Origin of the sequence: Staphylococcus sp. GDY8P57P (genome assembly GCF_017892585.1) — a bacterium.
Taxonomy (GTDB): Bacteria; Bacillota; Bacilli; order Staphylococcales; family Staphylococcaceae; genus Staphylococcus; species Staphylococcus borealis.
In genome coordinates this window covers 1-25,546 of sequence record NZ_JAESLK010000046.1, presented here as the reverse complement: position 1 = coordinate 25,546, position 25,546 = coordinate 1, and the positions used below count along the sequence as shown (strand labels likewise).

Genomic DNA, 25,546 nt, shown 5'->3' with positions numbered 1-25,546 from the left:
TGCTTGTAGAATTTCTTCGTGAAATTCTCTTTGTTGGGGCCCCGCCCGCAAGGATGACTAGAACTGAGAAAAGCTTGATTTAAGCGCCTTCTCAGTTCAGTCAGCTACTGCGAATTTGCAAAATAGCTTCATTATATTATTTTTGTCCCAGCCTCTTCCTTTTTATTTAATTAATCAATTATGTAATACCTAAATATATATAAAGACTAAAAGTAACGAATGACTACATAATTCAAATTAAAACGTTAATTCGTTTGATAATTTTTGAGCTGAAACAACTGTTCCAACTACACCAGGTTTTAAATCAATGGCAACAGCTTGATTATTATCACGTAATTTATCTAACCAATCACTAAATACGCTGCCTTCAATTTCGATTAACTCACACTCTTCAAAGTCTTCATCTCGAACTTTAAGCGCTCTATTTTTTAAACTCCAAACAGGCATAATTTGAGGTTTTTCTTCTTTATCATCACTGATTAATATGAAGTGACTTTCACCTTGTTTTGTTAAGCCGAATACTTGGTCTTCTTTAGCTACATCTCTCACAAATTCTTTAATGCGAATTTTATCCAATTCTGACATTAATTCATCAGTCATTTGTACAACGTTAACAATCTGTCCTTCTGTTTCAGCTGTTTGATTAATAACAACTTGATCATTTTCATCAAATAAGTCATCCAATTCATAGGTAACGAATGTATCCACATCAATTGTTAATACGCGATCGTAGTCTATTGCTGAATGCTTTAAATACGCTTCTGCTTGTCCTTCTTGAGTCCAAACACCGACATGATTTTGATCATTACTATTTATTCTGATTAATTTTTTATTTTGGCTAGCAACATAAAACGTTTCATTAATCAGCACATCTTTAAAATAAGTCTCATTCTTGTAAGACAATGCGTAACCCTCCATTTCTATTTTGGTAACAATTAAAATAGTAAATGACAATACTTAAGCCGTCAAATATCTGTATCGAAAATGATGATTTTAAGATAGTACTTTTAAAACATACTTGTTTTGAACCTAAAATAAAACTAGAGTTGAGAAAAGGCTAATATGCGTGCCTACGCAACTCTAGTTCATAACTCATATTCATTTTAAACAATACACTTCTTGTCGACTTACGATTGTATATTTAATATATGATTATTTTTCAAGGTCAGCTAAAAAAGATTGTTCAATCTTCTCTATAGATTCCTTTGATTCGCCTCTCCAAATACAACCAAAGCGAGAATTAACTTTGTTTTTTCCAAACCAATCTCCATCGTAATAAGACAATGGGTACAACACGCCTTGTTTAACATATTTTAAAATAGTATTAAAGAAATGCGCATTATCACCATTAGAGAAGTAGCTATAAAATTTTTGATATGTCGAATTCAGTTCCTCTTGTAATAATAGCATGCTTGTAGAGCCATTTTGTCTAAAGTTTAAATCGATAGCAAAAACATCGTCGTTCTTATCTAGGAGTAAATCGAAACCAGCTACACCAAAGAAACCAAGTTTCACACCATTTTCCATTATTTCTCGACCGGCATCAATTACTTGTTGTGGAACATTATGAACATTTTCATTTCCTGCATAAAATCCATATTTATCTGTAATTTGATGTGCAGTACCTAAATAGGTCACACCAATATCTTCAGAATAAGCGAATTGCACACAATAGTTCTTAACCGCTTCAATTTTCTGTTCAATAATTAGGTTATCTGTCGCATCACTAGCTTCTAATATACGTTGTGTGGCTTTAGCCAAATCCGCTTCATCATAGCAAATCATGACACCATATCCACCTGCTGTTGGCAAATCGTCTCCAGGTTTAATAACAAATGGAAATGTCCATTCTTTAATACGTGCTTTGAAATCATTAATAGATACAATTTCACGCTCTGGCAAAAATTTATGATTCGTCCACTCTGGTATACGTGCTTTATTGTTTAATGCTACAAATGTTTCTTTCTGAACAGCGTAGCAATCATCCGGTACAACGTCATCACTATGAATATATTGAAAGTAAATCGCTTTACCTTCTTCATGAACAATTCGATTTAACAGTGCTTCATATGTTTCACGATTTTTAAATTGATACGTATGTGTTGGAACTTTTTTTCCGACTAGAGCAAATAATTGAACTAATTTATCAGTAATGCTTGCCTCATGTACAATCATCGGCATAGAATCTGCAATAAGCATTTCTCGACCCGTTAAGAAATTCGATTGATGTTCCTCAGGTTTTAGCCAAGGGTTTGAAATATATGATGGTCTTGAGTTATACACAACATTGTCATTATATAAATCACTTAAAGTTAATTTTAGTTCTTTTTCGTTCTTTGTCATCTAGACTGCCCCTTTATTTGAGAGTGCTGTTGAACTACATCATCAAACATTCTCTTATTTTCAATTAATTCTAATCCCATTAATGCTATGATTTTAGCACCATGAATTAACGCTTGATCACCATGCACACTCGCTGCAGCCTCTCTAAATCTATGTGTATGACCAACTAAATTTCTAGAGCCTATTTTCACATGAGGGTGAATCGTAGGTACTATATGACTGACATTACCCGTATCTGTCGATCCAAAACCAAAATCGTCGTGACTGACATCTTCACCTACCTCATTTGCATATTTCTCAAATAACGCGTCTAATTTAGGCGTCTTTATAAATTCATTTACACCATTCTGTATCGGTCCAAATTCATAATCACAACCTGTTTGAATCGCTGCGCCTCTCGCAATTTGATTAACCTTTTCAGTTAAAACATCTAATTCTTTACGTGTTGTTGCACGTGTATAGAATCGAGCATGTGTAAAGTCCGGAATAATATTAGCTGCTTTGCCACCATCTAAAATAACGCCATGTACGCGTTGACTTTTTTTAATGTGTTGTCTTAATTGTGCTACACCATTAAAATATGAAATCATCGCATCAAGTGCATTTAAAGCTTCATCAGCATTTTCTGAAGCATGTGCACTCTTGCCATAGAATTTTATATCTAATACATCTACAGCGAGCGTATCAATAGTTGGATAGGTTTCATTCCCAGGGTGAATCATTAAAGCGATGTCGATATCATCAATAATGCCAGCTTTAACATATGACGCTTTGGCACTTCCATTCTCCCCACCTTCTTCAGCTGGACAACCAAGCACAACAACCTTTCCCCCAATGTGGTTTATCACTTGTTTTAATGCTGAACCTGCAAGTACGCTAGCAGTCCCAATAATGTTATGGCCACAGGCGTGACCTAATCCCGGCAGTGCATCATATTCTGCTAAATAACCAATCGTAGGACCTTCTTGCCCAGAATCATAAGTGGCTATAAAACCTGTAGCATGCCCAGCAATATCCGTTTCTATTTCAAAGTCATTGGCTTTCAATTTATCAATGAGTGTTCTAGAGGCAAAGATCTCCTCATTACCTAATTCAGGGCGTTCATGTATTCGATGACTAATTTCAACATAATCATATTTATTATTCTCTATATAATCTAAAATTTCTTGTTTATTACTCATAAATCATAACTCCCTTATTTTTACGACAATCGTTTTCTCTACTATCTTCAATCGTTTATATTTCTTATCATCAGTTAATTATTACCTATTTTATCGGATTTAAAGATGGTTGTCATTAAATTTCCATGTATTTACAAAATTTTCTCACAATTCATTTTATTTCACGTCCACTATTAGGACTATAATTTTGAAAATTGTAAATACCTTTAACAATTGATACAATCAAATCGTTAACTTAATAATTAAATTTATTGCTTATAGGAGGATTTATGATGACTAAAATGAACGTTGAAAGTTTTAATTTAGATCATACTAAGGTTGTAGCACCTTTCGTGCGTTTAGCTGGTACAATGGAAGGTTTGAATGGTGATGTGATTAAAAAATACGATATTCGTTTCAAACAACCTAATAAAGAACATATGGAAATGCCTGGGTTACACTCACTCGAACATTTAATGGCTGAGAACATCAGAAATCATACTGATAAAGTTGTAGATTTAAGTCCAATGGGTTGTCAAACTGGTTTTTATGTGTCATTTATTAATCATGATGATTATGAAGATGTATTAAGTATCATTGAAAAAACATTAAATGATGTGTTAAGTGCTACTGAAGTTCCTGCTTGTAACGAAGTTCAATGTGGCTGGGCTGCAAGCCATTCACTTGAAGGTGCAAAAGAAATCGCACAAGCATTTCTTGATAAACGTAATGAATGGTCTGATATATATGGTGAAGGTAAATAATATTACCCGTTCATAAAGTGAATATTTAAAAAGAAAAAGAGGCTGAGACATTTTATTTTGTCTCAGCCTCTTTTTCTTTTAGCTGTAGTTGACTGATTTGAAAATGCGTTTAAATCAAGCATTTTTTCAAACCACGTCATCTTTGCTGTCAGAGCCCCAGCTAAGAGATTTTCATGAAGAAAATCTCCGAACTAAGCTAGCTAGGGTGGAACAACAAATTTATTTTAATTTTTGTCCCGCTCTCTGATCTGATTATTTTATAATTTTTTTACTAATCCAATTAATACAAACTGTAATGGTAATCTTAAATATAGCGCCCATTTTGGCACTTGTTTATCACCTAAAGGTAATTCTTTACGTGCCATGTAAACATTTGCGGGCAATACAGCTAATAAGAATAGGTTAATACCTTTTTTTAACCAATTAGCAGGACGTTTTAATAACAACATAATACCGAAGAAAATCTCAAATACACCTGTTACTAAAACAGCCGTTTTTTGTAATGGTAAATAATCTGGAACGATATTTCTAAATGAACGTTCATGTGTAAAATGAAGTACACCAGCTGTTCCAAACGCTAAACCTAATAAATAACGGAATACTTTCATTAATGATCCACTCCCATTTCTTTTAAATAGCTCTTACCAAATTCAGGTAATTCAACATTGAAATTATCCGCGATTGTTGCACCAATTGAACTAAATGTAGTATCTCCTGATAATTCATGGTATGCATCTATTTTAGGACTAAACATCAGCACTGGAATATATTCTCGTGTATGGTCAGTACCCTCTGCAATTGGATCATTACCATGATCTGCCGTAATAATAACTAAATCATCTTCTTGTAAATTATCAATTAATTCTGGTAAGCGTTCATCAAAATCTTTAATTGCTTGTGCATAACCGTCTTTGTCTCTGCGGTGACCATATAATGCATCAAAATCCACTAAATTCAAGAAGCTGATACCATTAAAGTCTTTTTTAACGACATTAATCAGTTGATCCATGCCATCCATATTATTTTTAGTTCTTATTGCTTCTGTTACACCTTCACCGTCATAAATGTCATTAATTTTACCAATTGCAATAACATCATAGTCATGATCTTTTAATGTGTTCATGACTGTTTTACCAAATGGTTTAAGCGCATAATCATGACGATTAGACGTACGTGTAAAGTTTCCTGGCTCACCTACATATGGGCGTGCAATAACACGGCCAATTAAGTACTTAGGATCTTTAGTTAATTCACGTACCTTTTCGCAAATATCATACAATTCTTCAAGTGGGATAATATCTTCATGTGCAGCAATTTGAAGTACTGGGTCTGCACTAGTATAAACAATTAAATCTCCTGTCTTCATTTGATGTTCGCCTAATTCATCAATAATTGCAGTACCTGAAGCAGGTTTATTTGCCACAACTTTTCGACCTGTCATTTCTTCAATCTCTTGAATTAATTCATCAGGAAATCCATTCGGATAAACTTTAAATGGTTGCATGATATTTAGTCCCATAATTTCCCAATGTCCTGTCATCGTATCTTTTCCGACAGAAGCTTCACTTAATTTAGTATAAAACGCACCTGGTTGTTCAACTTTATTGACCACTGGTAAATCTTCAATATTACCTAATCCTAATTTTTCTAAATTAGGTAATGATTGGTTAAACCCTTCTAACGTGTGTTTTAATGTGTGTGAACCTTCATCATTAAAAGCTGCAGCATCAGGTGCTTCACCAATACCTACTGAATCCATGACAATTAAATGCACTCTTTTAAATGGTGTCGTCATATTTAACACTCCTACTCTGTAATTATTTTATGAATTAATGTTGGTGTTTTTGCTTGTGCTTTAATTTCGATACTTTCGTCAAGTTTCTTAATGACATCATCAACATTTTCACGATTACTGTGAATCGTCAATAAAGACTCACCTTCATTGACTTTGTCTCCTACTTTCTTATTCAACACAATGCCAACACTTAAATCTATGTCATCTTCTTTCGTTTGTCTTCCCGCACCTAACATCATTGAAGCAACTCCAATTTCATTTGCAATAAGCTCTGAAACTACACCACTTGATTTTGCTTTATAATCAATTTGATATTGGGCAGTCGGTAATAACTCCGGTGAATCGACAACTGAAGCATCGCCACCTTGATTTTCTAAAAATGTTTTGAATTTATCTAGTGCTGAACCATTTTCAATGGCTTCATTGAGCAATTGACGCGCCTCTTCAAGTGTACTTGCTCTTTCAGCAAGTACGACCATTTGTGAACCTAATGTTAATACTAGTTCAGTTAAATCTTCAGGTCCTTGACCATTTAATGTATCAATCGCTTCTCTTAATTCTAAAGCATTCCCGATCGCACGACCAAGTGGTTGGCTCATATCTGAAATAATAGCCATTGTATTTCTACCAACATTATTTCCTATGCTAACCATAGCATGTGCTAAAGCCTCAGCGTCTTCTAATGTTTTCATGAATGCACCATTTCCAGTTTTAACATCTAGGACGATTGCATCAGCACCCGCGGCAATTTTTTTACTCATGATAGATGATGCGATTAGAGGAATAGAGTTAACTGTTCCTGTAACATCTCTTAGTGCGTATAGTTTCTTGTCTGCAGGTGTTAAATTGCCTGTTTGTCCAATCACTGCAACTTGGTCTTCATTAACAAGTTTAATGAACTCCGCTTCAGAGATTTCAACATGGAATCCATCAATAGATTCTAATTTATCAATCGTACCGCCCGTATGTCCTAAACCACGGCCACTCATTTTAGCAACTGGCACTCCCACTGCAGCTACTAATGGTGCCAACACTAGCGTCGTCGTATCTCCAACACCACCAGTTGAGTGTTTATCTACTTTAATACCATTAATTTTTGATAAATCAATAACATCACCTGAATTAACCATTGCCATAGTTAAAGCTGCACGCTCTTCTTCATTCATATCTTGGAAAAAGATTGCCATCGCTAAACTAGAAGCTTGATAATCAGGAATGTCCCCTTCCGTGTAACCTTTGATAAAGAATTCAATTTCCTCTTTAGATAATGATTTGCCATCGCGTTTCTTTTCAATAATATCTACCATTCTCATAATTCTGAACCCCTCTCAAAATAAGCTGTTGTATCTGTGTGCTGTTACATCAATTGCATGATTAATAATCAGAATCTGACTCTAAGCCTTGAATAATTTGAACACCAGCACTCGCACCTATACGAGTAGCGCCTGCGTCAATCATTTTATTGAAATCTTCTAAATTACGCACGCCACCTGAAGCTTTAACCTCTAATGCGTCTCCCACAGTGTCTTTCATCAATTTCACATCTTCTGGTGTAGCGCCTCCCCCAGCAAAGCCAGTTGATGTTTTAACGAAATCTGCTCCAGCAGCTTTTGCTAGTTCACTTGCTTTCACTTTTTCATCGTCTGTTAAAAGTACAGTTTCAATAATAACTTTCACTGTTTTTCCGTTAGCTGCGCCAACTACGCCTTCAATATCTTTTTGAACGTCTTCATATCTTCCATCTTTAAGTGCGCCTATATTGATAACCATATCAATTTCAGACGCGCCATTTTTAATCGCATCTTCTGCTTCAAAAATTTTAGTAGCAGTTGTATTTGCTCCTAATGGAAAACCAATCACAGTACAAACTAATACATCTGAGCCATTTAACTTTTCTGATGCATATTTAACGTGTGTAGGATTTACACAAATTGATTTGAAATCATACGCTTTAGCTTCGTCAATAATTTTATCAATTTGTTGACGTGTAGATTCCGGCTTCAATAAAGTGTGATCAATAAATTTTGCATAATTCATAGTAGTTTCCTCCAATATGTTGTTAAATTTAATCAATATTCCTTAAAATTAGAATATTAACTTTTCATATTAATATAGCCCTCTCATGTATATAGTACAAAAATTCGCAAAAAAGTTAAACAAATGTTATCTTAATCTTAACAATCATGATAAGGAGAAGATATTAATGACAAATGGCACACCTCACATTCAACCAAATGGAGCGAAAATCGCTAAAACGGTTTTAATGCCTGGCGATCCATTACGCGCAAAATATATTGCAGATAACTTTTTAGAAAATGTAGAACAATTTAACGAAGTTAGAAATATGTTCGGTTATACAGGTACTTACAAAGGTAAAGAAGTTTCAGTTATGGGCTCTGGAATGGGTATACCAAGTATTGGTATTTATTCATATGAATTATATAATTTCTTTGATGTTGACACTATTATTCGTGTTGGTTCATGTGGTGCTTTACAAGAAGATGTTAATTTATATGATGTGATTATTGCTCAAGCAGCATCTACTAACTCTAATTATGTAGACCAATTTAATATTCCTGGCCACTTTGCCCCAATCGCTGATTTCGAACTTATTACTAAAGCTAAAAATGTTGCTGATAAAATTGGAGCAGTAAGTCATGTGGGTAATGTACTATCTTCAGATACATTCTATAATGCTGATGCAACGTTCAATGACAATTGGAAAAAAATGGGAATTTTAGGTATTGAAATGGAATCAGCAGGGTTATACTTAAATGCAATTAATGCTGGTAAGAAAGCATTAGGTATTTTCACAGTTAGTGACCATATTCTTAGAGATGAAGCAACTACAGCTGAAGAGAGACAAAACTCATTTACGCAAATGATGGAAATTGCATTAGAAGTTGCTGAATAACAATAAACAATAAACGAGGTTAGGAAATAATCCCTAACAAAATAACCAGTAAATGAGTTTTATAAATTCATTTACTGGTTTTTTCGTTTACAATACGTTGTATTTATATATCATTTTACTTTGAAATATTTTAAAAAAATAAGGCACTTTCGTATCATTTAGTAAGTACTAGCAAACTAAATTAACGAAGTGCCTTAAATTTAAAGATTAGAACATGACTCAAATCACTCTACTAAGATCATTGTAAGTCTTATCTCAATGAACGATATTGAAAGTCATGTGCTTAATAACACCCTTATGATTAAACTAAATATGATTTGAACATCCAATTGTGTTTATCAACAGAATTTTTCATTCCGATGAACATATCTTCTGATACATCATCGCCAGCTTCTCCTGCTACTTCAATAGATTTAACTAATTGCTCTGAAATATTTGTTAAATCTTTTGAGAATGCTTCTACCATTTGTTCTGCTGAATAATTTTTACCCGCTTCATCAACGATTGAAATGTCTAAGCTTTCTTTTAATGTTCCAACTGGATTACCGCCAATTGCTAAAATACGTTCAGCTAAGTCATCTACATATTGACTTGCTTCGTTATATAACTCTTCAAATTTCTCATGTAATGAGAAGAAATTAGGACCTTTAACGTACCAATGGAAATTGTGTAATTTTGTATAAGCTACTGTCCAGTTCGCAACTTGTTGGTTTAATTCTTTTACTACATCTTGTTGACTCATTATATTCTCTCCTTGTTTATCACTATTTTTTCTCTTTATTACAATTATTATTATATTATAATTATTATAATCTGTAAATAGATATGTTCATCTTTTTTTATGATGACTTTATGCGTAAGTTAAAAACCTTTATATGGTATATTAAAAGCCATTCATCTGCATTTGAAAAGTAATTTGCACTATCATTTAAATAATTTTATTATCATTAGTGTATATGAAATTATCAATTAAAATCAAAAATTATCAATTAATCTCGATTATCGTCAATAAAGAAAGTTTTTTCATATTCATTAGGTTGGTGCCAATGTGTCTTCCACATTCTATTTCGATTATTAGCAAATAAATTATAAGCCCAATCTCTAATAGGACGTGGCGTAACTTTGAGCAACAATCCTAACCACTTATAATCAGTAGTTGCAAGTATAAGACTCGCTATAGCATTAGATTTGAATTCTAAATGTTGACCACGTTGTAATATAACGCTGTTTTTATTTAATGCTTCTGGATGCTGTTCAAATAAATGATGTGCTGATTCACTCTTTAAGGTTGTAAATTCATAGCTTTTAGGAAGTCCATGTTGTATTAACCAAATACAATAGTTATAGCAATACACACAATTACCGTCATAATAAATAATTGGCATCTTCTATCACCTTCCATTACTTCTTAGTATTCATATTCCATGTTTTGACTTAAGTTAAACACTAAAAGTGATACAGACAAGGTTTAACTTTATTGTGACGCCGTTGTATATCAGTTAATCGACTACATCTATATTATTTCTAATAAAAAAAGTGGACTAGAATTCCTTTCGAATTCATTGTCCACTCACTAGAACTAAAATAACCATACTATGATAACTGTTTCAGATTAGCCAAATTCGATTAACATAGAAAATAGTTCATCTTGGCGTTCTCTGCATTCCAGCCTTTTTATTTATTCATGATTTACTTTAACAATTCTTGTATATTTAAGAAATTGTTTTGAATATTTACGTTTAATATCCTCTAATCGATCATATGTTACGCCAATAATATGCCAGTTTGGATTGAAATGGTAGAATGAATCTTTTTCTCTTGACCACTTAACCATTTGTCCTTCTTTATTATATCTAGGTAATGTCACTTCATACCCTTCAAGTACATTAATATATGTCTGAAATATGTCAGGATCAATTCTATTAAAGTTATCAATGACTAAGTAACTTTTATCATTTTTAGGCATCAATTGTGTAATAAACCCTTCACGATAATATAATGCACCAGCTTCATTTGGTAAATACTTACCATACAACATATCTTCCGTAAAATCTGGATGCCCACTCGTAATCACAGGGTTAGCATTTGTCTTTTGTAGTAAATTATTTGCTGCTTTCAATCCTTCTTCACGTTGTTCTACTACTAATAATATGAAAGGTTTAATACCTTCTTCATGATGTTCTGTATCAATTTCTGTTTTCTTAATCGTTTCAAAAGGCGTTTTGATGCCATCATTGTTACTCATTTCAATAATTGCATCATACTGTGTTTGGCTCATGGTTGCGATAGCTTGCTTCGCATTTTCTTGTAAGAAATACAGATTTTTTAACTTAGGATGTTTGTTCAATGCACCTAAAGTTACAGGCGTAATATGTTTATCATAGTATATTTCAATGGCTGTACTATTGGTTCTACCTGGAATCGGTGGTTTCTCATGAATATGTCGAGATACCTCTCCAATGCCTACCACTGACTGATTCTCGTATTTATTATAGAATACAAGGTTATCTCCCACTTCTAATTGATTGTAAAAGTGATAGCCATTGCGTTTGATGCCATTATAAGTGTGTGTATAAATCGTATAATATTCACCTGGCTCAAATGATTCAGTTTCAGATAGGAAGAAATAACGTGGAAGTTTTTCTTCGCCTTTGCCTAATGAAACAATTAAATCATATTCTTCTTTAGTTAATTGATTAATTAATGTTTCACGCATGTTGTTCATGCGAAAATCGAGTGTCTCACTACGCTTTAAATAATCTGTTGTCAATGGCTTTAATAATTCGTTAAATTTAAATTCAACTCTTATTTTATTTTGAGCGCCTGTTTGTACGCTAATAATCTCACCAATACCAAGTAATCCAGTATCCGTTTGGACTTGATAAAATATAACTTGATCACCTGTTTTGGCTTTTTTAAAAGCTCTAAAACCTTGGGTAGGATTAAACTGGGCGCCAGATTCAAATAAAGTTGTTTGGCCTACTAAAGGCTCGTTATGATTCCATCTCGTATAGCCACAATTAAGCCAAAAGTAATTTATTTCTTCTTCCATAGTGGATCTCCTTTAAATGTATTCTTATAAATCAATATGTATCCCTATTTATTGTAATATTTAAATTTTTAAAGTTACTTAAGTTATGCTTTAAATCTTAACATATCGACGTAATTTTATGTTTAATTTTTTTTATATTCTATCACATTTTAATAAGTTGCAAAAAAATAGAGCAAACATTCAGAATCAATGACCAATTAATTCTAAATATTTCCCCTATATAAGTTATTGCTGTGCAAGTAAGCTACCTAACAATGGCATTAAATTAATCATAATACCTCCAAGTTTCAGTAACCCACTGATTTCTTTATCTTTAAACGTAATGATTGCACTTATAATACCTAAAATTGCCACAACCCTAGGAATCGTAAGCGAAGGATACTGTGGCATATTGAAGAAAACACCTGCTCCTGCAATCACACCACATACTAAGGAAATATATAAAAATTGTTTCAACACTCACACTCCTTTAGTAAATAAATGACGTAACTATATAATGAAATATTAGATATAACTAATTATTAATGTGAAGTCTCCTTCAAAAACGCTATCTAAGTCTTCTGAAGTTAACACGAAGTTAGAACCTTTTTGAATTTTAAAGATTTCGCCATCAACAATCATTTGTCCATCACCATTAAGGACAGAAACAAGACAAAATTCTCTTGGTTTCATATAATTTAGCGTTCCACTGACTTCCCATTTCACCATCGTAAAGAAATCATTAGACACAATGTGACTACACTTATGATTTTCAATAATTTCATTTTCCGGAACAATACTTGATAATTCTTGAGAATATTGAATGACATCTAATGCTTTATCGATATTCAGAGAAGAAGGTTGATCACGTTCTCTATCATAATCATATAGTCTATATGTAATATCTGAAGACTGCATTGTTTCATATACTGTAATTCCTGCACCAATTGAATGTACCGTGCCAGCAGGAATAAAGTAAAATTCTCCAGGTTGTACGTTTACCTTTTTGAGTGTTTCCATGAATTTATTTTGTTCGATTTGCTCTTCAAATTCTTCTTTTGAGTTAACTGATGTACCGATGATCACTTCAGCATCTTCTTCAGCATCGATAATGTACCAACATTCTGATTTGCCATATTGCCCATTTTCGTATTCATAAGCATAAGAATCATCTGGGTGAACATGAATCGATAATGGTTCCTTAGCATCAACGATTTTACAGAGTAAAGGGAAATCCTTACTCGGAAAGTCTCCAAATAGCTCTCTATGTTGCGTCCATACTTGATCTAAAGTTTGTCCTGCATAAGGACCATTAAGAATCATACTTTTACCATTTGGGTGTGCTGAAATCCCCCAACATTCTCCAACTGATTCACTTGGAATGTCGTAATTAAATTGTTTTAGTTTATTACCGCCCCAAATTTTTTCGTGAAAAACAGGCTTTAAAAATAATGGCATAATTGCACCCCCTAAAACCGTTAAAGGCCGTATTCTCTATTTCTAAAGTAAATAATAATTTGCTGTTTAATATGTATTAAAACCTAAAAGTCAATTATGTAAGCGTTGAATTATAGTCATGCTATAGGATGAACACGACCTATATAATCACTCGTATCTTTATTATATCAACTTTAGTCCTATTTTAATAGAAATTATTAAAACAATAAAAGAAGTGGTCGTGGGATTGACGTTCAATTTTCTAGGCCCACGACCACTAATACAAGTATGACTGGCGCTAAGAATATTTGGTTTAATTATTACTCAATCCAGTTAACTACTGCGATTAAGCAATAATGCTTCTTATTTTCACCTTTTAACATAGTCACATAATGTGTATACAAAATAGTCATCTTTAAACTTTAATTATTCATATGAAGATAATGCTTCGCGAATTGATTGATTACCGGAAACAACTTGAAATTCTTTGTTCATAAATTTATTATCTGATGTTGCAACTTCTTTTAACACGCTTGCTACATCTTCTCTAGGTATAGCACCTCTACCATCAAAATATAATGCAGTTTCAATTTTAGAAGTGCCTTCTTTATCCTCTAAAGCACCTGGGTGTACAATTGTATAATTTAATCCAGAATTAATTAGATGCTCATCAGCGTAATGTTTTGCAATCGTGTAGGGTTTTAAATCACCACTTGCATCAAATGCTTCTCGACGGGCATCATACGTTGATACCATAATGTAGTGCTTGATATTAGCTTGTTTACTTGCTTCAATAGTTTTAATTGCACCATCTAAATCTACAATAATTGTTTTATCTGCACCTGTACTGCCACCAGAACCTACTGAGAATATCACTTTATCAAAGCCTTTAAATGTTTGAGTTAAATCTTCAATACTATCTTTTTCAACATCGACCAGTGTTGCTTTAATATCCTCTTGTTTTAATGATTCTACTTGCTCATTTTTTCTAACACCAGCTGTGAAATCGACATTATCTTCTTTTAATTGTCTAACTAATTTTGAACCTACGCCACCATTAGCACCTATAACTAATAAACTCATATAAATTGGCCTCCTTATTAAATCTATATCCTTGCTTTAACCACTTTCAGGAAAATTAAAACGTCAATCATTTTTTGACATAAATATCATTATGTATTACATTAATATATGAACATATATTCATATATTAATAAGAGGTGTTTCACATGACGGTTCATGTTAACGATTCAAACGAAGAAGCTATTTTGAAACAAACAACAGAAATTTTCAAAGCTTTAAGTGATTACAATAGGCTAAGAATTCTTCGCTTGCTAGATCAATCAGAGGCAAGTGTTGGGCATATTACACACACGCTAAATTTAAGTCAATCTAACGTGTCTCATCAGCTTAAAATTCTCAAACAAGCAAGACTTGTTAAATCTTTAAGACAAGGCCAGTCAAAAATTTATTCACTTGATGATCAACATGTTTCTACGTTATTGAAACAAGCTATTCATCATACAATACATCTAAGAGGTGACCATTCATATGACTAATCATTCGCACTCACATTCACATGTTCATACGAATAATAAAAAGATACTAAGCATTTCATTTATAATCATTGGGCTTTTCATGGTAATAGAAATTGTAGGTGGCTTTATTGCCAATAGTTTAGCATTATTATCTGATGGGTTACATATGTTTAGTGACACGGTTTCACTAGGTGTCGCGCTGATTGCCTTTATTTACGCTGAAAAGAATGCTACATCTACTAAAACATTTGGTTATAAACGCTTCGAAGTATTAGCTGCTTTATTTAACGGCGTTACTTTATTTGTCATTAGTATAATTATCATTGTCGAAGCAATTAAAAGATTTTTTGTACCACCTGAAGTTCAATCAACAGAAATGTTTATCATTAGTTTAATTGGTTTAATCGTTAACATTGTTGTAGCTATTATCATGTTTAGAGGTGGCGATACATCACATAATTTAAATATGCGTGGTGCATTTGTCCATGTTCTTGGAGATCTATTAGGTTCTGTAGGGGCAATTATCGCTTCAATTCTAATTTGGACATTTAACTTTACCATTGCAGATCCAATTGCAAGTATATTCGTCTCACTATTAATTTTGAAAAGTGCTTTTGGTATTACACAATCATCGATTAACATTTTAATGGAAGGGACACCTTCCGACATTGATTTAGAACAAGTCATTTTCACCATTATGCATCATGAGGAAATACAAAATGTTCATGACTATCATGTATGGACCATTTCCAATGATATGAATGCATTAAGTTGCCATGCAGTCGTAGATAAATCACTAACGATGGATGCGTGTGAACAATTACTTAAACGAATAGAACATGACTTAGCACATCTCAATATTCAACATATGACGATACAATTAGAAACACCAAAACATCAACATGATGACACTATATTATGCTCTGGTGTCATGCATCATCATACACATTAAAATGATTTTATAAGATATTAATCAAGGGTTGGACTATGAATTCAATTAGAATTCTGTCCAACCCCTATTTCATTGCTTATAGAAAATGGTCAAATATAAGTTGCTTTGCTGGTACTTGTTTTTCGTCAAAACCTTGTAAATATTCTTCATTATCATAAGGAAGTTTTATTCTTTCAATTGAGAACTCATTATCATTAATCGTTACGATACCGTAAACTGCATTAGCTCCATTATTTAGACCTACAGCACCAGGATTAAAGTAAATCGTTTCATTATCATCATATAAATGCATCTGATGATTGTGACCAAACGCAATTAAATCAGCATCTTTATCTTTGAACAGCTCAATAATATTGTCTTTACTATTCTCAGTGATTGGACTAAATGGTTGTCCTTCAATGCCAGTTTCTAATTTTTGATTTTCAATTTCATAATGAATGAATAGTAATTTTTTTCCACAAATTGTTTTTTCAATGTATCTTGGCAATAAGTTGATTTGGTCGTAATAATCCTCATCCATATGACTCTCTATCCATTGATGATGTTCATAAAATTTATCCTTTAAATCTTCTGGATAAGGCGTGCCATTTACTAATGACATAACCGCTTCATCATGATTACCAGCAATAATTTCCATATCATCACGATCAAATATGATATCTAATACTTTATTTGTTTCATGACCAATTCCGATATTGTCCCCAAGATTATAAATTTTATCAATATCTTCTCTATTATCAATATCATCTAAGACAGTTTGTAATGCATCGAAATTACCATGCACATCTGTAATAATCGCGAATTTCATGATGATATCTCCTTTCAAAATTTAATCATTAGCATATTTTAACACTTAATCTTGAAATATGTTAGATATTATTTTAAAAAAAGTATAAATTTTGATATTGTATTTATATTAAAGTAAAGGAGTGCTTATATTTGTTCAAATATCATAGTTTGGCATTAAAAAATGCTAAGCCGCAAATTCTTAAGACGATTCTATTTAGTATCGTAAGTTTTATTATAGTATTTGCGGTTTTTACTGTTGCTAGAACTTTCTTTATGCAGTATTTCATGCAAATGCAACTAGCAGCACAATTTCAACAATCATCGGGTCCATATTTAATAATTATGATCCTAGCTTTATTACTGGGATTACTATTCTTTGTATTTGCTGGTTATCAATTACTGGCAGGTGCAATTAACGTTATCGCTAAAGCAATTTCAAGAGAAGATGTTCATTTTAGTGATTTAGTCGTAGCTTTTAAAAAAGGTAAATATGGTAAGAGTTTACTTCTATCATTAATTACCATTGGATTATTTATCGTGATGTACTTAATTATAGTAGCATTAAATTATTTATTTAATTTAGCTTTAACACCTTTATTTACATCATTACAGTCAGCAGTCAGTGCATCTGACAATGCTATTGCTATTTTACTAACGATTCAAATTATAATTTTAATTATCATTGGTTTAATAACATCAATCGTATCTTGGTTCTTTTTCATATTAATGATTAATTATACTGTGTCATTAGTGCGTGAATCTAATCATAGTGCTATTTCTCACTTTAAAAATGGCTTTAAAGGAATTAAAAATGGTCATAAAACATGGTTAAAATTCTTTATTGCTGTGCTTTTAATCAATTTAATTATTATTATCATTACACAACCGCTTGGGACAATTCTTTCTGTAGCAACAGGTAATATGTCTCAAAAAGTTGCTACAGTTATTTTATATGTAGCACAAATCATCATTATTGTATTACGTTTAATCCTTTATTATATTCTTATCATGGGTGTAGTACAGTACTTCTTAAAACGTGGTGAAACATTAAGTACGACACCAAAAGAGAAGAAAACTAAACGTAACAAAGCAACGCGTAAATATGATACGTTAAATAAACAAATTAATGATGACAAAGCGCATCAATCCACTAAAGACGTTGCAAATGATCATTCAAATAAAATGAAGCGCAATGTTGAACAAAAATCTGAAAATATTAACGTTGAAGCTAGTAAAAATCTAAACAAAGATAAATAATAAAAATAAGGTGGAACCTATGCCAATGCGGGGTTCCACCTTTTTTTCAATATTATTTTAAAAATTTACTTTCCAAGAATAATGCAGCACCATCTTCTTCATTCGTAAATTCCGTTACCTCATCAGTAATTTCTTGTATTTCTGATCGTGCATTTTTCATGGCAACACTATACCCTCCAAATGCAAACATCGCTCTATCATTATCACTATCTCCTATAACTAGTGTATCCGCTTGTTTAATGTTGAAATGGTCAATCATTTCTTTAATACCTGTTCCTTTATCTGTATGATGCGCCATTGTTTCAGCGTTAAATCTCGATGAATTAGAAACACTAATATTTAAAAGAACTTGATTCTGAATAAGTTCATCTCTGAAAGTAGTTATTTTCTCTAAGTTTGTTGTAAATAAATAAATTTTAGCATAGTTATCTTCAGGTATATGATCTTTCCAATCAATCTTACCAGCCATTGCATCTCGTCTAGATTTCCATTCACTTTCACTTACATGATTCGGCGGTGTATCACCTTTAATCATTTCTTGCATCCAAACTTCATCTTCCTTTAGTGCTATTCTTGAGCCATTAAACGGGAATACTTCATAATATATTTCCTGTTGTTGCGCTAATGACACGATTCGTTTAACACTTTCAGTTGATAAACAATGCATAAATAGGTTATCGCCATTTATTTCCCCACTTGTACCATTTGAACTAATGATGCCATCGACTTCAAATTGAGGTGGCACAAGTTGATTAATTTCAGAATAAGAGCGCCCTGTTGCTAGGAATACTTTATATCCTTTTGCTCTTAAATCATCAATAACTGTTTTTGTTTTAATTGAAGCTTGATTATCCTCATGTAAAATCGTTCCATCCATATCTAGAAAAATCGCTTTGATATTATTCAATGTCATATCGCTTTCTCCTTTAAGTATCTTTTATAAAATTGTGGCATTATTTGATAAAATGTGCAATGACCTTATCTTTTAAATATAAAGAATATCGTTGTTTATCATTTACGACGACGTACATTTTCCATCGAAATCAACATGATATCACCTCATAACATTACAATTGTAAGATCATTCTGATATTTTATCAAAAAATCACTTGCATACATTATTGTGTTGTTAGTTATATAAAAAAAGAGCAAGCCCAAATCCAAATGAATTTGTGATCTTGCTCCATTGAATGTATTTTAAATGAATGTAGTCCTATTTCCTAAAACTAAAATGAACTATTCAACTGTAACTGATTTAGCTAGGTTACGAGGTTTATCTACATCTAAGCCTCTGTGTAACGCTGCATAGTATGCAATTAATTGTAACGTAACAACAGATACAAGTGGTGTTAACAATTCGTGTACATGAGGGATGACATACGTATCTCCATCTTTTTCTAAACCTTCCATTGAGATAATACAAGGCTTAGCACCACGTGCAACAACCTCTTTAACATTACCACGAATAGATAAGTTAACCTTTTCTTGTGTAGAAAGTGCGATAACTGGTGTACCATCTTCAATTAAGGCTATTGTACCGTGTTTAAGTTCTCCACCAGCAAATCCTTCAGCTTGAATATAAGAAATTTCTTTTAATTTTAATGAACCTTCAAGGCTGACATTATAATCCATTGTACGACCAATAAAGAACGCATTACGTGTTGTTTCTAAGAAATCTTTAGCAATTTGTTCCATTTTAGGTGTATCATCAACGATTGTCTCAATTGCAGTTGTTACTTTAGCTAATTCTCTTAATAAATCAATATCATTATCTCGACCATGTGCTTTGGCTACAACTTGAGATAAAATTGATAAAACTGCGATTTGAGCTGTATATGCTTTCGTAGACGCAACTGCAATTTCAGGACCAGCATGTAATAATAATGTATGATCTGCTTCACGTGATAATGTTGAACCAGCTACATTTGTAACCGTTAATGATTTATAACCTAATTTGTTAGTTTCAACTAATACCGCACGACTGTCTGCAGTTTCCCCTGATTGAGAAATATAGATGAATAAAGGTTTTTCAGACAATAATGGCATATTATAAACAAACTCAGAAGCTACATGAACTTCAGTTGGTACGCCAGCCCATTTTTCTAAGTATTCTTTACCTACTAATCCAGCGTGATAGCTTGTTCCTGCAGCAATAATATAAATACGATCTGCAGCGGCAACATCTTTAATAATTTCTGGATCAATTTTCAAGTCGCCATTATCATCTTCGTATTCTTGAATAATACGACGCATAACTGCTGGCTGTTCATTAATTTCTTTAAGCATATAGTGGTCATAGATACCTTTTTCAGCGTCTGAGGCATCAATTTGAGCCGTATACGTATCACGATCTTGAACATTACCATCTTGATCTTTAATGATTACACTATCTTTCTTAACGATAACGATTTCATGGTCATGAATTTCTTTATATTCATTCGAAACTTTAATCATAGCTAATGCGTCTGATGCAATAACATTGAAGCCTTCGCCAACACCAACTAATAAAGGTGATTTGTTTTTAGCTACATAAATCGTGTCTCTATCTTGGTTATCAAGTAAACCTAATGCATATGAACCATGTAATAAAGATACAACTTTAGAGAAAGCTTCTTCAGTTTCTAAACCTTTATTTGAAAAATATTCAACTAACTGAACAATGACTTCTGTATCAGTCTCAGATTGGAATGTTACATCTGCTAAGTACTCACTTTTTAATTCTTCGTAGTTTTCAATGACACCATTATGAACTAATGTGAAACGTTCACTATTAGATTGATGTGGATGTGAGTTAACAGTACTTGGTACACCGTGAGTAGCCCAACGTGTGTGACCGATACCAACATGTCCATCCGTATCATTATTGTCAGCAACTTTTCTTAATTCTGCAATACGACCTTTTTCTTTAAATACAGTTGTACCATTATCATTTGCAACTGCAATACCAGCTGAATCATATCCTCTGTATTCTAATTTTTCTAATCCTGATAATAGCAATTCTTTTGCATTATCGTATCCGATATATCCTACAATTCCGCACATAAATTTTTCCTCCGTTAAATATAGCTTGAAAATTTTATCTGTTATATAAAATTTAAATAGGTTAATAGATTTTACAACTTTGTAATTATCTTTTAGACAATATCTTTTAATATTGATATTTTATCTTTATCTTATTTACCCTATTAAGCCATATTATATTTCTATGATTTTTTTAAATTTAGGCATTCTTATTATTTTTGTGCATTTAGTTACCTAAATGTTTTAAATAATAAGCTAACGAATGAGCCGCATCCGGAATAGCATCCGCCGATATGTTCGATGACTATTCTCCTCGTCTGCAATAATATAATATGTTCTACAATAGTTCTCATATTTAACTTTTGATCATTGAAACACATATATATTGCCCTGGCGCTTTGTAATTTTTTTATACTATCCTCCTTCCAATATTATTTATTTTACACTTTTCAGATAAATGAATGCAAACAATTTCCAACCTTTTTAGCGAAAAATAAAAATAAATATATTTTATAATTTTCAAAAATAGGTAAAAATTAATCTTTATTATTAAATTAATACTAAACAATATAGCAATCAATAGAATGTAAGCACTTTCAATGCAATATATCTATTAAAAAACCTTCAAAGTTACAATTTAATGTATACTTTGAAGGTTTATAGTGTACGAGATAAAATTATTATTCTAAGCCCATTTTTGCTTGTACTTCGTCTGCAATACGTTGAGCAAAACGTTGCGCGTCTTCATCAGTTGAAGCTTCAACCATAACACGAACTAATGGTTCAGTACCTGAAGGTCTAACTAAAATTCTACCTTCGCCGTTCATTTCAGTTTCAACTTCATTCATTACATTTTTAACATCTTCATTTTCTTCTACATGATGTTTATCTGTAACTTTAACATTGATTAAAGACTGAGGATACTTTTTCATTTGCGCAGCTAACTCACTTAGTGGTTTGCCACTCATTTTAATTACGGCAGCTAATTGAACACCTGTTAGTAAACCATCACCTGTCGTATTGTAATCCATCATAACAATGTGACCTGATTGTTCACCACCTAAGTTGTAATTTCCTTTTCTCATTTCTTCTACTACGTATCGATCTCCAACTTTTGTTTTATTAGATTTGATACCTTCATTTTCAAGTGCTTTATAGAAGCCTAAGTTACTCATTACAGTAGAAACAATCATGTCATTGTTTAATTCTTGATTTTTATGCATTTCTTGACCAATTACAAACATAATTTGGTCCCCGTCAATGATATTGCCTTTTTCATCAACGGCAATTAAACGATCTCCATCTCCATCAAATGCTAAACCAAAGTCGCTTTCAGTTTCTAGGACCTTTTCAGCTAATAATTCAGGATGTGTTGATCCACAATTATCATTAATATTATAACCATCAGGACTACAACCAATAGTTTCAGTATCTGCTTCTAAATCTCCAAATAAGAAAGGCGCTAGTGCTGATGTAGAACCATTTGCACCATCTAATGTTATTTTTAATCCTTCTAAATTAACATCAATTGTTGATTTTAAGTAACTTAAATATTTCTGAGCACCTTCAAAGTAATCTGAAAAATGAACAATATCTGTACCAACTGGTCGTGGTAAATCTGGATTTTCTTGATCTAATAATGCTTCTATTTCTTCTTCTTGAGCATCTGATAATTTGAAGCCATCTGCTCCGAAAAACTTAATGCCGTTATCAGCAACAGGGTTATGTGAAGCCGAAATCATAACACCTAATTCAGCACCCATTTCTCTAGTAAGATAAGCTACGCCGGGTGTAGATATTACACCCAATCTCATAACTTCTGCACCAATTGAAGCTAAACCTGCAATTAAAGCAGATTCTAGCATTTCGCCTGATACACGTGTATCTCTACCTACTAAAACTTTAGGTCTATCAGCATCCTCGTTATGTGCTAATACATAGCCACCATAACGGCCTAACTTAAATGCTAATTCAGGTGTTAACTCTTTATTAGCTATACCTCTTACTCCATCCGTACCAAAATATTTTCCCATTATGAATACTCCTTTATAAAATGTTTTAGTTTAAACTTATATGTGCTGTTATGTCATCTGGATCAGCTTTTTTCACTTTATCTGGTAATTGCAATTGAACGTTCTGATCTGTCGATTCTGTAATATTATCAAGATCAACTGTCGCTTCTATCTCATTAATATCTTGCAAATCATCTCTATTACCATAAATTTCAATTTCGTCTTCATCAAGCGTTATATTATCTAAACTAGCACCATTAGGTAAACTACCTTTTTGCTTGATTTTAACTTTAACCTTTTTACTATACTCTTGAAGTTTAACATTGAGTTTTACTTCATTTGGCTGAATATTAACATCCAGTTTATTTAATGATTTATCAAATGCAGTAACATCTGCAACATCCGATGTGTCTTGACTTAATTTATTTGCATCCTTAAAAGTCGCTTTTAAGTATGCGATTTTCTTAAGTTGTTCTCTACCACCTGTTACTTTAACTGAATTAGGCTCAACAGAACTATCTCTAACTTTATAATTTGGGTCAATATCATTTTTCCCTATATCTGCTTGAACATGCATCGTTTTTGTTTCTTTGTCTTCTAAAGTGACATAAGCTTGTTTTGGTTTAACATTATAATTGATATCATTACTCAAGCCTTTAACAATGTAATCCTCTTTATACTTTCCTGCTTTAGCGTTCGATAAATCGACTGCAACTTTAATATCATCTGTATTTTCAATTTTAATTAACTTAGACTGTGGGCCTGAAACAGTTACATTAACCGTCTCAGGCGCTTTAGTTACATGTAAATCCTTGGAATTATAAATTATCTCTACTGGTACATCTTCAATTGTTTTAGATGAATTTTGTGATAAATTATCATTATTGAAAATGTTACCAAACACATTATTAACTGATAAATAGAAAAAGATTGCTAATAAAAGTGCAATAAATCTAAGACCCCATTTGCTCTCTAGCATCTTATTTCACACCTTTCTTTTGAAAGCGTGTTCCAAACCAATGTTCGGCTAATAATTCTTCAAATACCTCACTTGAGATATCTCTACGTAATTTGCCATCAAATGTTACTGATATTGATCCCGTTTCCTCTGAAACAACGATTGTAAATGCATCTGAGACTTCAGAAATACCTACTGCTGCTCTATGTCTAGTACCTAGGCTTTTAGAAATTTTAGCACTATCTGATAACGGTAAGTAACTCGCTGCACTCGCAATCTTAGAATTTTGAATTATCATTGCGCCATCATGTAACGGTGTATTCGGTATAAAGACATTAATTAATAGTTCTTGTGATATTTCAGAATTCATCGCTATACCCGTTTCAATATAATCCTGCAATCCCGTTTCCTTTTCAAATACGATTAAAGCACCAATACGTCTTTTAGCCATATACTGAACAGCCTTTGAAACTGCTTGAATTAACTTTTCTTCATCATGACTGTATGTATTAGTATAACGTTTAAATAAGCTTCCACGACCCAACTGCTCTAATGCTCTTCTAATTTCTGGTTGGAAAATGACAATAAGTGCAAGTACCCCCCATTGAATTACAATATCAAAAAGCTTAGATGTGGCAGTTAAATTTAGAATTTTACTCACTTGTTGACCAATAACAATAAAAAGTATACCTTTGAGTAATTGAATCGCCTTGGTTCCTTTAAATACAGTAATGAGAAGATAAAGGACATACCATACTATAAGTAAATCCAGTACACTCGTTACAATTTTTAATGTACTAAGATTATCAAAAAAGTTGGAAAAATCCATAGCATCTCCTCCGAATATTTTTTCCATAGTCATAATTATACCAATGATAATGACAACTGTCATATGTACAAACACATTGTATTAAAAAAAATAATAAGTATTTAACATCATTCTTTTCAAACTCATTCTATCCCTTTTCACAAATATTATGAATACAATATGTTAAAAACTTTTATATTACAGTATTGTTCAAAAACACAAAAAAAGCACTCCTAAATAGGAGTGCTAGTAAGTGAGCCATAGAGGATTCGAACCTCTGACCCTCTGATTAAAAGTCAGATGCTCTACCAACTGAGCTAATGGCTCTAATGGCTGGGCTAGCTGGATTCGAACCAGCGCGTGACGGAGTCAAAGTCCGTTGCCTTACCGCTTGGCTATAGCCCATTAGAATGGTGGAGGGGGGCAGATTCGAACTGCCGAACCCGAAGGAGCGGATTTACAGTCCGCCGCGTTTAGCCACTTCGCTACCCCTCCGAAATATAAATGGTGGAGAATGACGGGTTCGAACCGCCGACCCTCTGCTTGTAAGGCAGATGCTCTCCCAGCTGAGCTAATTCTCCAACATGGTGACTCCTACGGGACTCGAACCCGTGTTACCGCCGTGAAAGGGCGGTGTCTTAACCGCTTGACCAAGGAGCCATGGCTCCGCAGGTAGGATTCGAACCTACGACCGATCGGTTAACAGCCGATAGCTCTACCACTGAGCTACTGCGGAATAATTTGAAATGCCTGGCAACGTCCTACTC

Annotated in this window: 24 protein-coding genes and 6 tRNA genes; 5 read left to right on the top strand and 25 right to left on the bottom strand. The window is 32.8% G+C overall.

Translation table 11 applies throughout. The annotated features are described in order from the left end of the window. Positions 1-237: 237 nt before the first annotated feature. The 3 genes from KA878_RS12855 to KA878_RS12845 all read right to left on the bottom strand — a co-directional run bounded on the left by KA878_RS12855 (position 238) and on the right by KA878_RS12845 (position 3,524). Entirely contained in the window at positions 238-903 is a 666-nt protein-coding gene (locus tag KA878_RS12855; protein WP_053031126.1) for a DUF2750 domain-containing protein, read from the bottom strand. Between the two features lie 249 nt (positions 904-1,152). Further along, positions 1,153-2,343, bottom strand: a complete 1,191-nt coding sequence (ldmS, locus tag KA878_RS12850) for an L-aspartate--L-methionine ligase LdmS (protein WP_075109255.1) — start codon at positions 2,341-2,343, stop codon at positions 1,153-1,155. Then, positions 2,340-3,524: a M20 family metallopeptidase gene (locus KA878_RS12845; protein WP_193839098.1), complete on the bottom strand. Its 1,185-nt coding sequence runs from the start codon at positions 3,522-3,524 to the stop codon at positions 2,340-2,342. The genes ldmS and KA878_RS12845 overlap by 4 nt, the downstream gene beginning before the upstream one ends. Positions 3,525-3,796: 272 nt before the next feature. Between KA878_RS12845 and KA878_RS12840 the strand changes: the two genes are divergently transcribed. Continuing rightward, positions 3,797-4,267 carry an S-ribosylhomocysteine lyase gene (locus tag KA878_RS12840; protein WP_075109257.1) on the top strand — a complete coding sequence of 157 codons (471 nt, stop codon included), beginning with the start codon at positions 3,797-3,799 and terminating at the stop codon, positions 4,265-4,267. Positions 4,268-4,524: 257 nt separating this feature from the next. Here KA878_RS12840 and KA878_RS12835 read toward each other — a convergent pair whose 3' ends face one another. The 4 genes from KA878_RS12835 to deoC all read right to left on the bottom strand — a co-directional run bounded on the left by KA878_RS12835 (position 4,525) and on the right by deoC (position 8,099). Next, positions 4,525-4,875: a DoxX family protein gene (locus KA878_RS12835; RefSeq protein WP_193839097.1), complete on the bottom strand. Its 351-nt coding sequence runs from the start codon at positions 4,873-4,875 to the stop codon at positions 4,525-4,527. Then, positions 4,875-6,062 (bottom strand): phosphopentomutase, encoded by a 1,188-nt coding sequence (gene deoB, locus KA878_RS12830; protein WP_193839096.1) that lies wholly within the window; start codon positions 6,060-6,062, stop codon positions 4,875-4,877. Before deoB ends, KA878_RS12835 begins: the two co-directional genes overlap by 1 nt. 11 nt (positions 6,063-6,073) lie before the next feature. Beyond that, positions 6,074-7,375, bottom strand: a complete 1,302-nt coding sequence (locus tag KA878_RS12825) for a pyrimidine-nucleoside phosphorylase (RefSeq protein WP_193839095.1) — start codon at positions 7,373-7,375, stop codon at positions 6,074-6,076. A gap of 61 nt (positions 7,376-7,436) precedes the next feature. Beyond that, positions 7,437-8,099 carry a deoxyribose-phosphate aldolase gene (deoC, locus tag KA878_RS12820; RefSeq protein ID WP_075109261.1) on the bottom strand — a complete coding sequence of 221 codons (663 nt, stop codon included), beginning with the start codon at positions 8,097-8,099 and terminating at the stop codon, positions 7,437-7,439. A gap of 166 nt (positions 8,100-8,265) precedes the next feature. On the opposite strand from deoC, the gene deoD reads away from it, so the two are divergent. After that, a complete protein-coding gene (gene deoD / locus KA878_RS12815; RefSeq protein WP_053031110.1) occupies positions 8,266-8,976 on the top strand; it encodes a purine-nucleoside phosphorylase in 711 nt (236 codons plus the stop codon). Positions 8,977-9,277: 301 nt separating this feature from the next. Here deoD and KA878_RS12810 read toward each other — a convergent pair whose 3' ends face one another. The 6 genes from KA878_RS12810 to KA878_RS12785 form a co-directional block, all read right to left on the bottom strand. Further along, the gene (locus KA878_RS12810; RefSeq protein ID WP_142237146.1) at positions 9,278-9,721 is read right to left on the bottom strand and encodes a Dps family protein; all 444 of its coding nucleotides are present in this window, start codon (positions 9,719-9,721) and stop codon (positions 9,278-9,280) included. A 244-nt stretch (positions 9,722-9,965) separates the two neighbouring features. Next, positions 9,966-10,361 (bottom strand): thiol-disulfide oxidoreductase DCC family protein, encoded by a 396-nt coding sequence (locus tag KA878_RS12805; protein ID WP_193839094.1) that lies wholly within the window; start codon positions 10,359-10,361, stop codon positions 9,966-9,968. Between the two features lie 293 nt (positions 10,362-10,654). Further along, entirely contained in the window at positions 10,655-12,028 is a 1,374-nt protein-coding gene (locus KA878_RS12800; RefSeq protein ID WP_210142173.1) for an EVE domain-containing protein, read from the bottom strand. 225 nt (positions 12,029-12,253) lie between these two features. Then, positions 12,254-12,484 carry a hypothetical protein gene (locus KA878_RS12795; RefSeq protein ID WP_053031508.1) on the bottom strand — a complete coding sequence of 77 codons (231 nt, stop codon included), beginning with the start codon at positions 12,482-12,484 and terminating at the stop codon, positions 12,254-12,256. A 48-nt stretch (positions 12,485-12,532) separates the two neighbouring features. After that, a complete protein-coding gene (locus KA878_RS12790; RefSeq protein ID WP_193839093.1) occupies positions 12,533-13,465 on the bottom strand; it encodes a type I phosphomannose isomerase catalytic subunit in 933 nt (310 codons plus the stop codon). A gap of 405 nt (positions 13,466-13,870) precedes the next feature. Further along, entirely contained in the window at positions 13,871-14,527 is a 657-nt protein-coding gene (locus tag KA878_RS12785; protein WP_193839092.1) for an SDR family oxidoreductase, read from the bottom strand. Positions 14,528-14,673: 146 nt separating this feature from the next. Between KA878_RS12785 and KA878_RS12780 the strand changes: the two genes are divergently transcribed. Both KA878_RS12780 and czrB read left to right on the top strand, forming a co-directional pair. Next, positions 14,674-15,003 carry an ArsR/SmtB family transcription factor gene (locus KA878_RS12780; protein ID WP_075109267.1) on the top strand — a complete coding sequence of 110 codons (330 nt, stop codon included), beginning with the start codon at positions 14,674-14,676 and terminating at the stop codon, positions 15,001-15,003. Beyond that, the gene (gene czrB / locus KA878_RS12775) at positions 14,996-15,934 is read left to right on the top strand and encodes a CDF family zinc efflux transporter CzrB (RefSeq protein WP_193839091.1); all 939 of its coding nucleotides are present in this window, start codon (positions 14,996-14,998) and stop codon (positions 15,932-15,934) included. The genes KA878_RS12780 and czrB overlap by 8 nt, the downstream gene beginning before the upstream one ends. Before the next feature lie 76 nt (positions 15,935-16,010). Here czrB and KA878_RS12770 read toward each other — a convergent pair whose 3' ends face one another. Further along, the gene (locus KA878_RS12770) at positions 16,011-16,742 is read right to left on the bottom strand and encodes a metallophosphoesterase family protein (protein WP_070855649.1); all 732 of its coding nucleotides are present in this window, start codon (positions 16,740-16,742) and stop codon (positions 16,011-16,013) included. Between the two features lie 131 nt (positions 16,743-16,873). Here KA878_RS12770 and KA878_RS12765 point away from each other — a divergent pair, with 131 nt between their 5' ends. Beyond that, positions 16,874-17,980 (top strand): YtxH domain-containing protein, encoded by a 1,107-nt coding sequence (locus tag KA878_RS12765; RefSeq protein WP_193839090.1) that lies wholly within the window; start codon positions 16,874-16,876, stop codon positions 17,978-17,980. A 52-nt stretch (positions 17,981-18,032) separates the two neighbouring features. Here KA878_RS12765 and KA878_RS12760 read toward each other — a convergent pair whose 3' ends face one another. The 11 genes from KA878_RS12760 to KA878_RS12710 all read right to left on the bottom strand — a co-directional run bounded on the left by KA878_RS12760 (position 18,033) and on the right by KA878_RS12710 (position 25,515). Beyond that, positions 18,033-18,887, bottom strand: a complete 855-nt coding sequence (locus KA878_RS12760) for an HAD family hydrolase (protein WP_228480725.1) — start codon at positions 18,885-18,887, stop codon at positions 18,033-18,035. A gap of 329 nt (positions 18,888-19,216) precedes the next feature. Next, positions 19,217-21,022: a glutamine--fructose-6-phosphate transaminase (isomerizing) gene (gene glmS / locus KA878_RS12755; RefSeq protein ID WP_193839088.1), complete on the bottom strand. Its 1,806-nt coding sequence runs from the start codon at positions 21,020-21,022 to the stop codon at positions 19,217-19,219. Positions 21,023-21,681: 659 nt separating this feature from the next. Beyond that, a complete protein-coding gene (gene glmM, locus KA878_RS12750; RefSeq protein ID WP_075109402.1) occupies positions 21,682-23,034 on the bottom strand; it encodes a phosphoglucosamine mutase in 1,353 nt (450 codons plus the stop codon). Positions 23,035-23,059: 25 nt separating this feature from the next. Continuing rightward, a complete protein-coding gene (locus KA878_RS12745) occupies positions 23,060-23,992 on the bottom strand; it encodes a CdaR family protein (RefSeq protein ID WP_193839087.1) in 933 nt (310 codons plus the stop codon). A 1-nt stretch (position 23,993) separates the two neighbouring features. Continuing rightward, positions 23,994-24,800 (bottom strand): diadenylate cyclase CdaA, encoded by an 807-nt coding sequence (cdaA, locus tag KA878_RS12740; RefSeq protein ID WP_053031531.1) that lies wholly within the window; start codon positions 24,798-24,800, stop codon positions 23,994-23,996. Between the two features lie 233 nt (positions 24,801-25,033). Continuing rightward, positions 25,034-25,106 (bottom strand) — tRNA-Lys (locus KA878_RS12735). 3 nt (positions 25,107-25,109) lie between these two features. Continuing rightward, positions 25,110-25,184 (bottom strand) — tRNA-Gln (locus KA878_RS12730). Between the two features lie 6 nt (positions 25,185-25,190). Beyond that, positions 25,191-25,274, bottom strand: a tRNA-Tyr gene (locus KA878_RS12725). A gap of 10 nt (positions 25,275-25,284) precedes the next feature. Further along, positions 25,285-25,360, bottom strand: a tRNA-Val gene (locus KA878_RS12720). Between the two features lie 4 nt (positions 25,361-25,364). Continuing rightward, positions 25,365-25,439: transfer RNA gene (locus KA878_RS12715), tRNA-Glu, on the bottom strand. A 1-nt stretch (position 25,440) separates the two neighbouring features. Beyond that, a tRNA-Asn gene (locus tag KA878_RS12710) sits at positions 25,441-25,515 on the bottom strand. Positions 25,516-25,546: the final 31 nt, after the last annotated feature.

What these genes read in the sequence shown, in the direction of transcription:
- deoD (WP_053031110.1), top strand. Translation starts at nt 8,266, where the DNA reads ATGACAAATGGCACACCTCACATTCAACCAAATGGAGCGAAAATCGCT.
- glmM (WP_075109402.1), bottom strand. Translation starts at nt 23,034, where the DNA reads ATGGGAAAATATTTTGGTACGGATGGAGTAAGAGGTATAGCTAATAAA.
- deoB (WP_193839096.1), bottom strand. Translation starts at nt 6,062, where the DNA reads ATGACGACACCATTTAAAAGAGTGCATTTAATTGTCATGGATTCAGTA.
- KA878_RS12745 (WP_193839087.1), bottom strand. Translation starts at nt 23,992, where the DNA reads ATGCTAGAGAGCAAATGGGGTCTTAGATTTATTGCACTTTTATTAGCA.
- KA878_RS12800 (WP_210142173.1), bottom strand. Translation starts at nt 12,028, where the DNA reads ATGGAAGAAGAAATAAATTACTTTTGGCTTAATTGTGGCTATACGAGA.
- KA878_RS12805 (WP_193839094.1), bottom strand. Translation starts at nt 10,361, where the DNA reads ATGCCAATTATTTATTATGACGGTAATTGTGTGTATTGCTATAACTAT.
- KA878_RS12770 (WP_070855649.1), bottom strand. Translation starts at nt 16,742, where the DNA reads ATGAAATTCGCGATTATTACAGATGTGCATGGTAATTTCGATGCATTA.
- KA878_RS12845 (WP_193839098.1), bottom strand. Translation starts at nt 3,524, where the DNA reads ATGAGTAATAAACAAGAAATTTTAGATTATATAGAGAATAATAAATAT.
- deoC (WP_075109261.1), bottom strand. Translation starts at nt 8,099, where the DNA reads ATGAATTATGCAAAATTTATTGATCACACTTTATTGAAGCCGGAATCT.
- KA878_RS12825 (WP_193839095.1), bottom strand. Translation starts at nt 7,375, where the DNA reads ATGAGAATGGTAGATATTATTGAAAAGAAACGCGATGGCAAATCATTA.
- glmS (WP_193839088.1), bottom strand. Translation starts at nt 21,022, where the DNA reads ATGTGCGGAATTGTAGGATATATCGGATACGATAATGCAAAAGAATTG.
- ldmS (WP_075109255.1), bottom strand. Translation starts at nt 2,343, where the DNA reads ATGACAAAGAACGAAAAAGAACTAAAATTAACTTTAAGTGATTTATAT.
- KA878_RS12780 (WP_075109267.1), top strand. Translation starts at nt 14,674, where the DNA reads ATGACGGTTCATGTTAACGATTCAAACGAAGAAGCTATTTTGAAACAA.
- KA878_RS12835 (WP_193839097.1), bottom strand. Translation starts at nt 4,875, where the DNA reads ATGAAAGTATTCCGTTATTTATTAGGTTTAGCGTTTGGAACAGCTGGT.
- KA878_RS12790 (WP_193839093.1), bottom strand. Translation starts at nt 13,465, where the DNA reads ATGCCATTATTTTTAAAGCCTGTTTTTCACGAAAAAATTTGGGGCGGT.
- cdaA (WP_053031531.1), bottom strand. Translation starts at nt 24,800, where the DNA reads ATGGATTTTTCCAACTTTTTTGATAATCTTAGTACATTAAAAATTGTA.
- czrB (WP_193839091.1), top strand. Translation starts at nt 14,996, where the DNA reads ATGACTAATCATTCGCACTCACATTCACATGTTCATACGAATAATAAA.
- KA878_RS12840 (WP_075109257.1), top strand. Translation starts at nt 3,797, where the DNA reads ATGACTAAAATGAACGTTGAAAGTTTTAATTTAGATCATACTAAGGTT.
- KA878_RS12785 (WP_193839092.1), bottom strand. Translation starts at nt 14,527, where the DNA reads ATGAGTTTATTAGTTATAGGTGCTAATGGTGGCGTAGGTTCAAAATTA.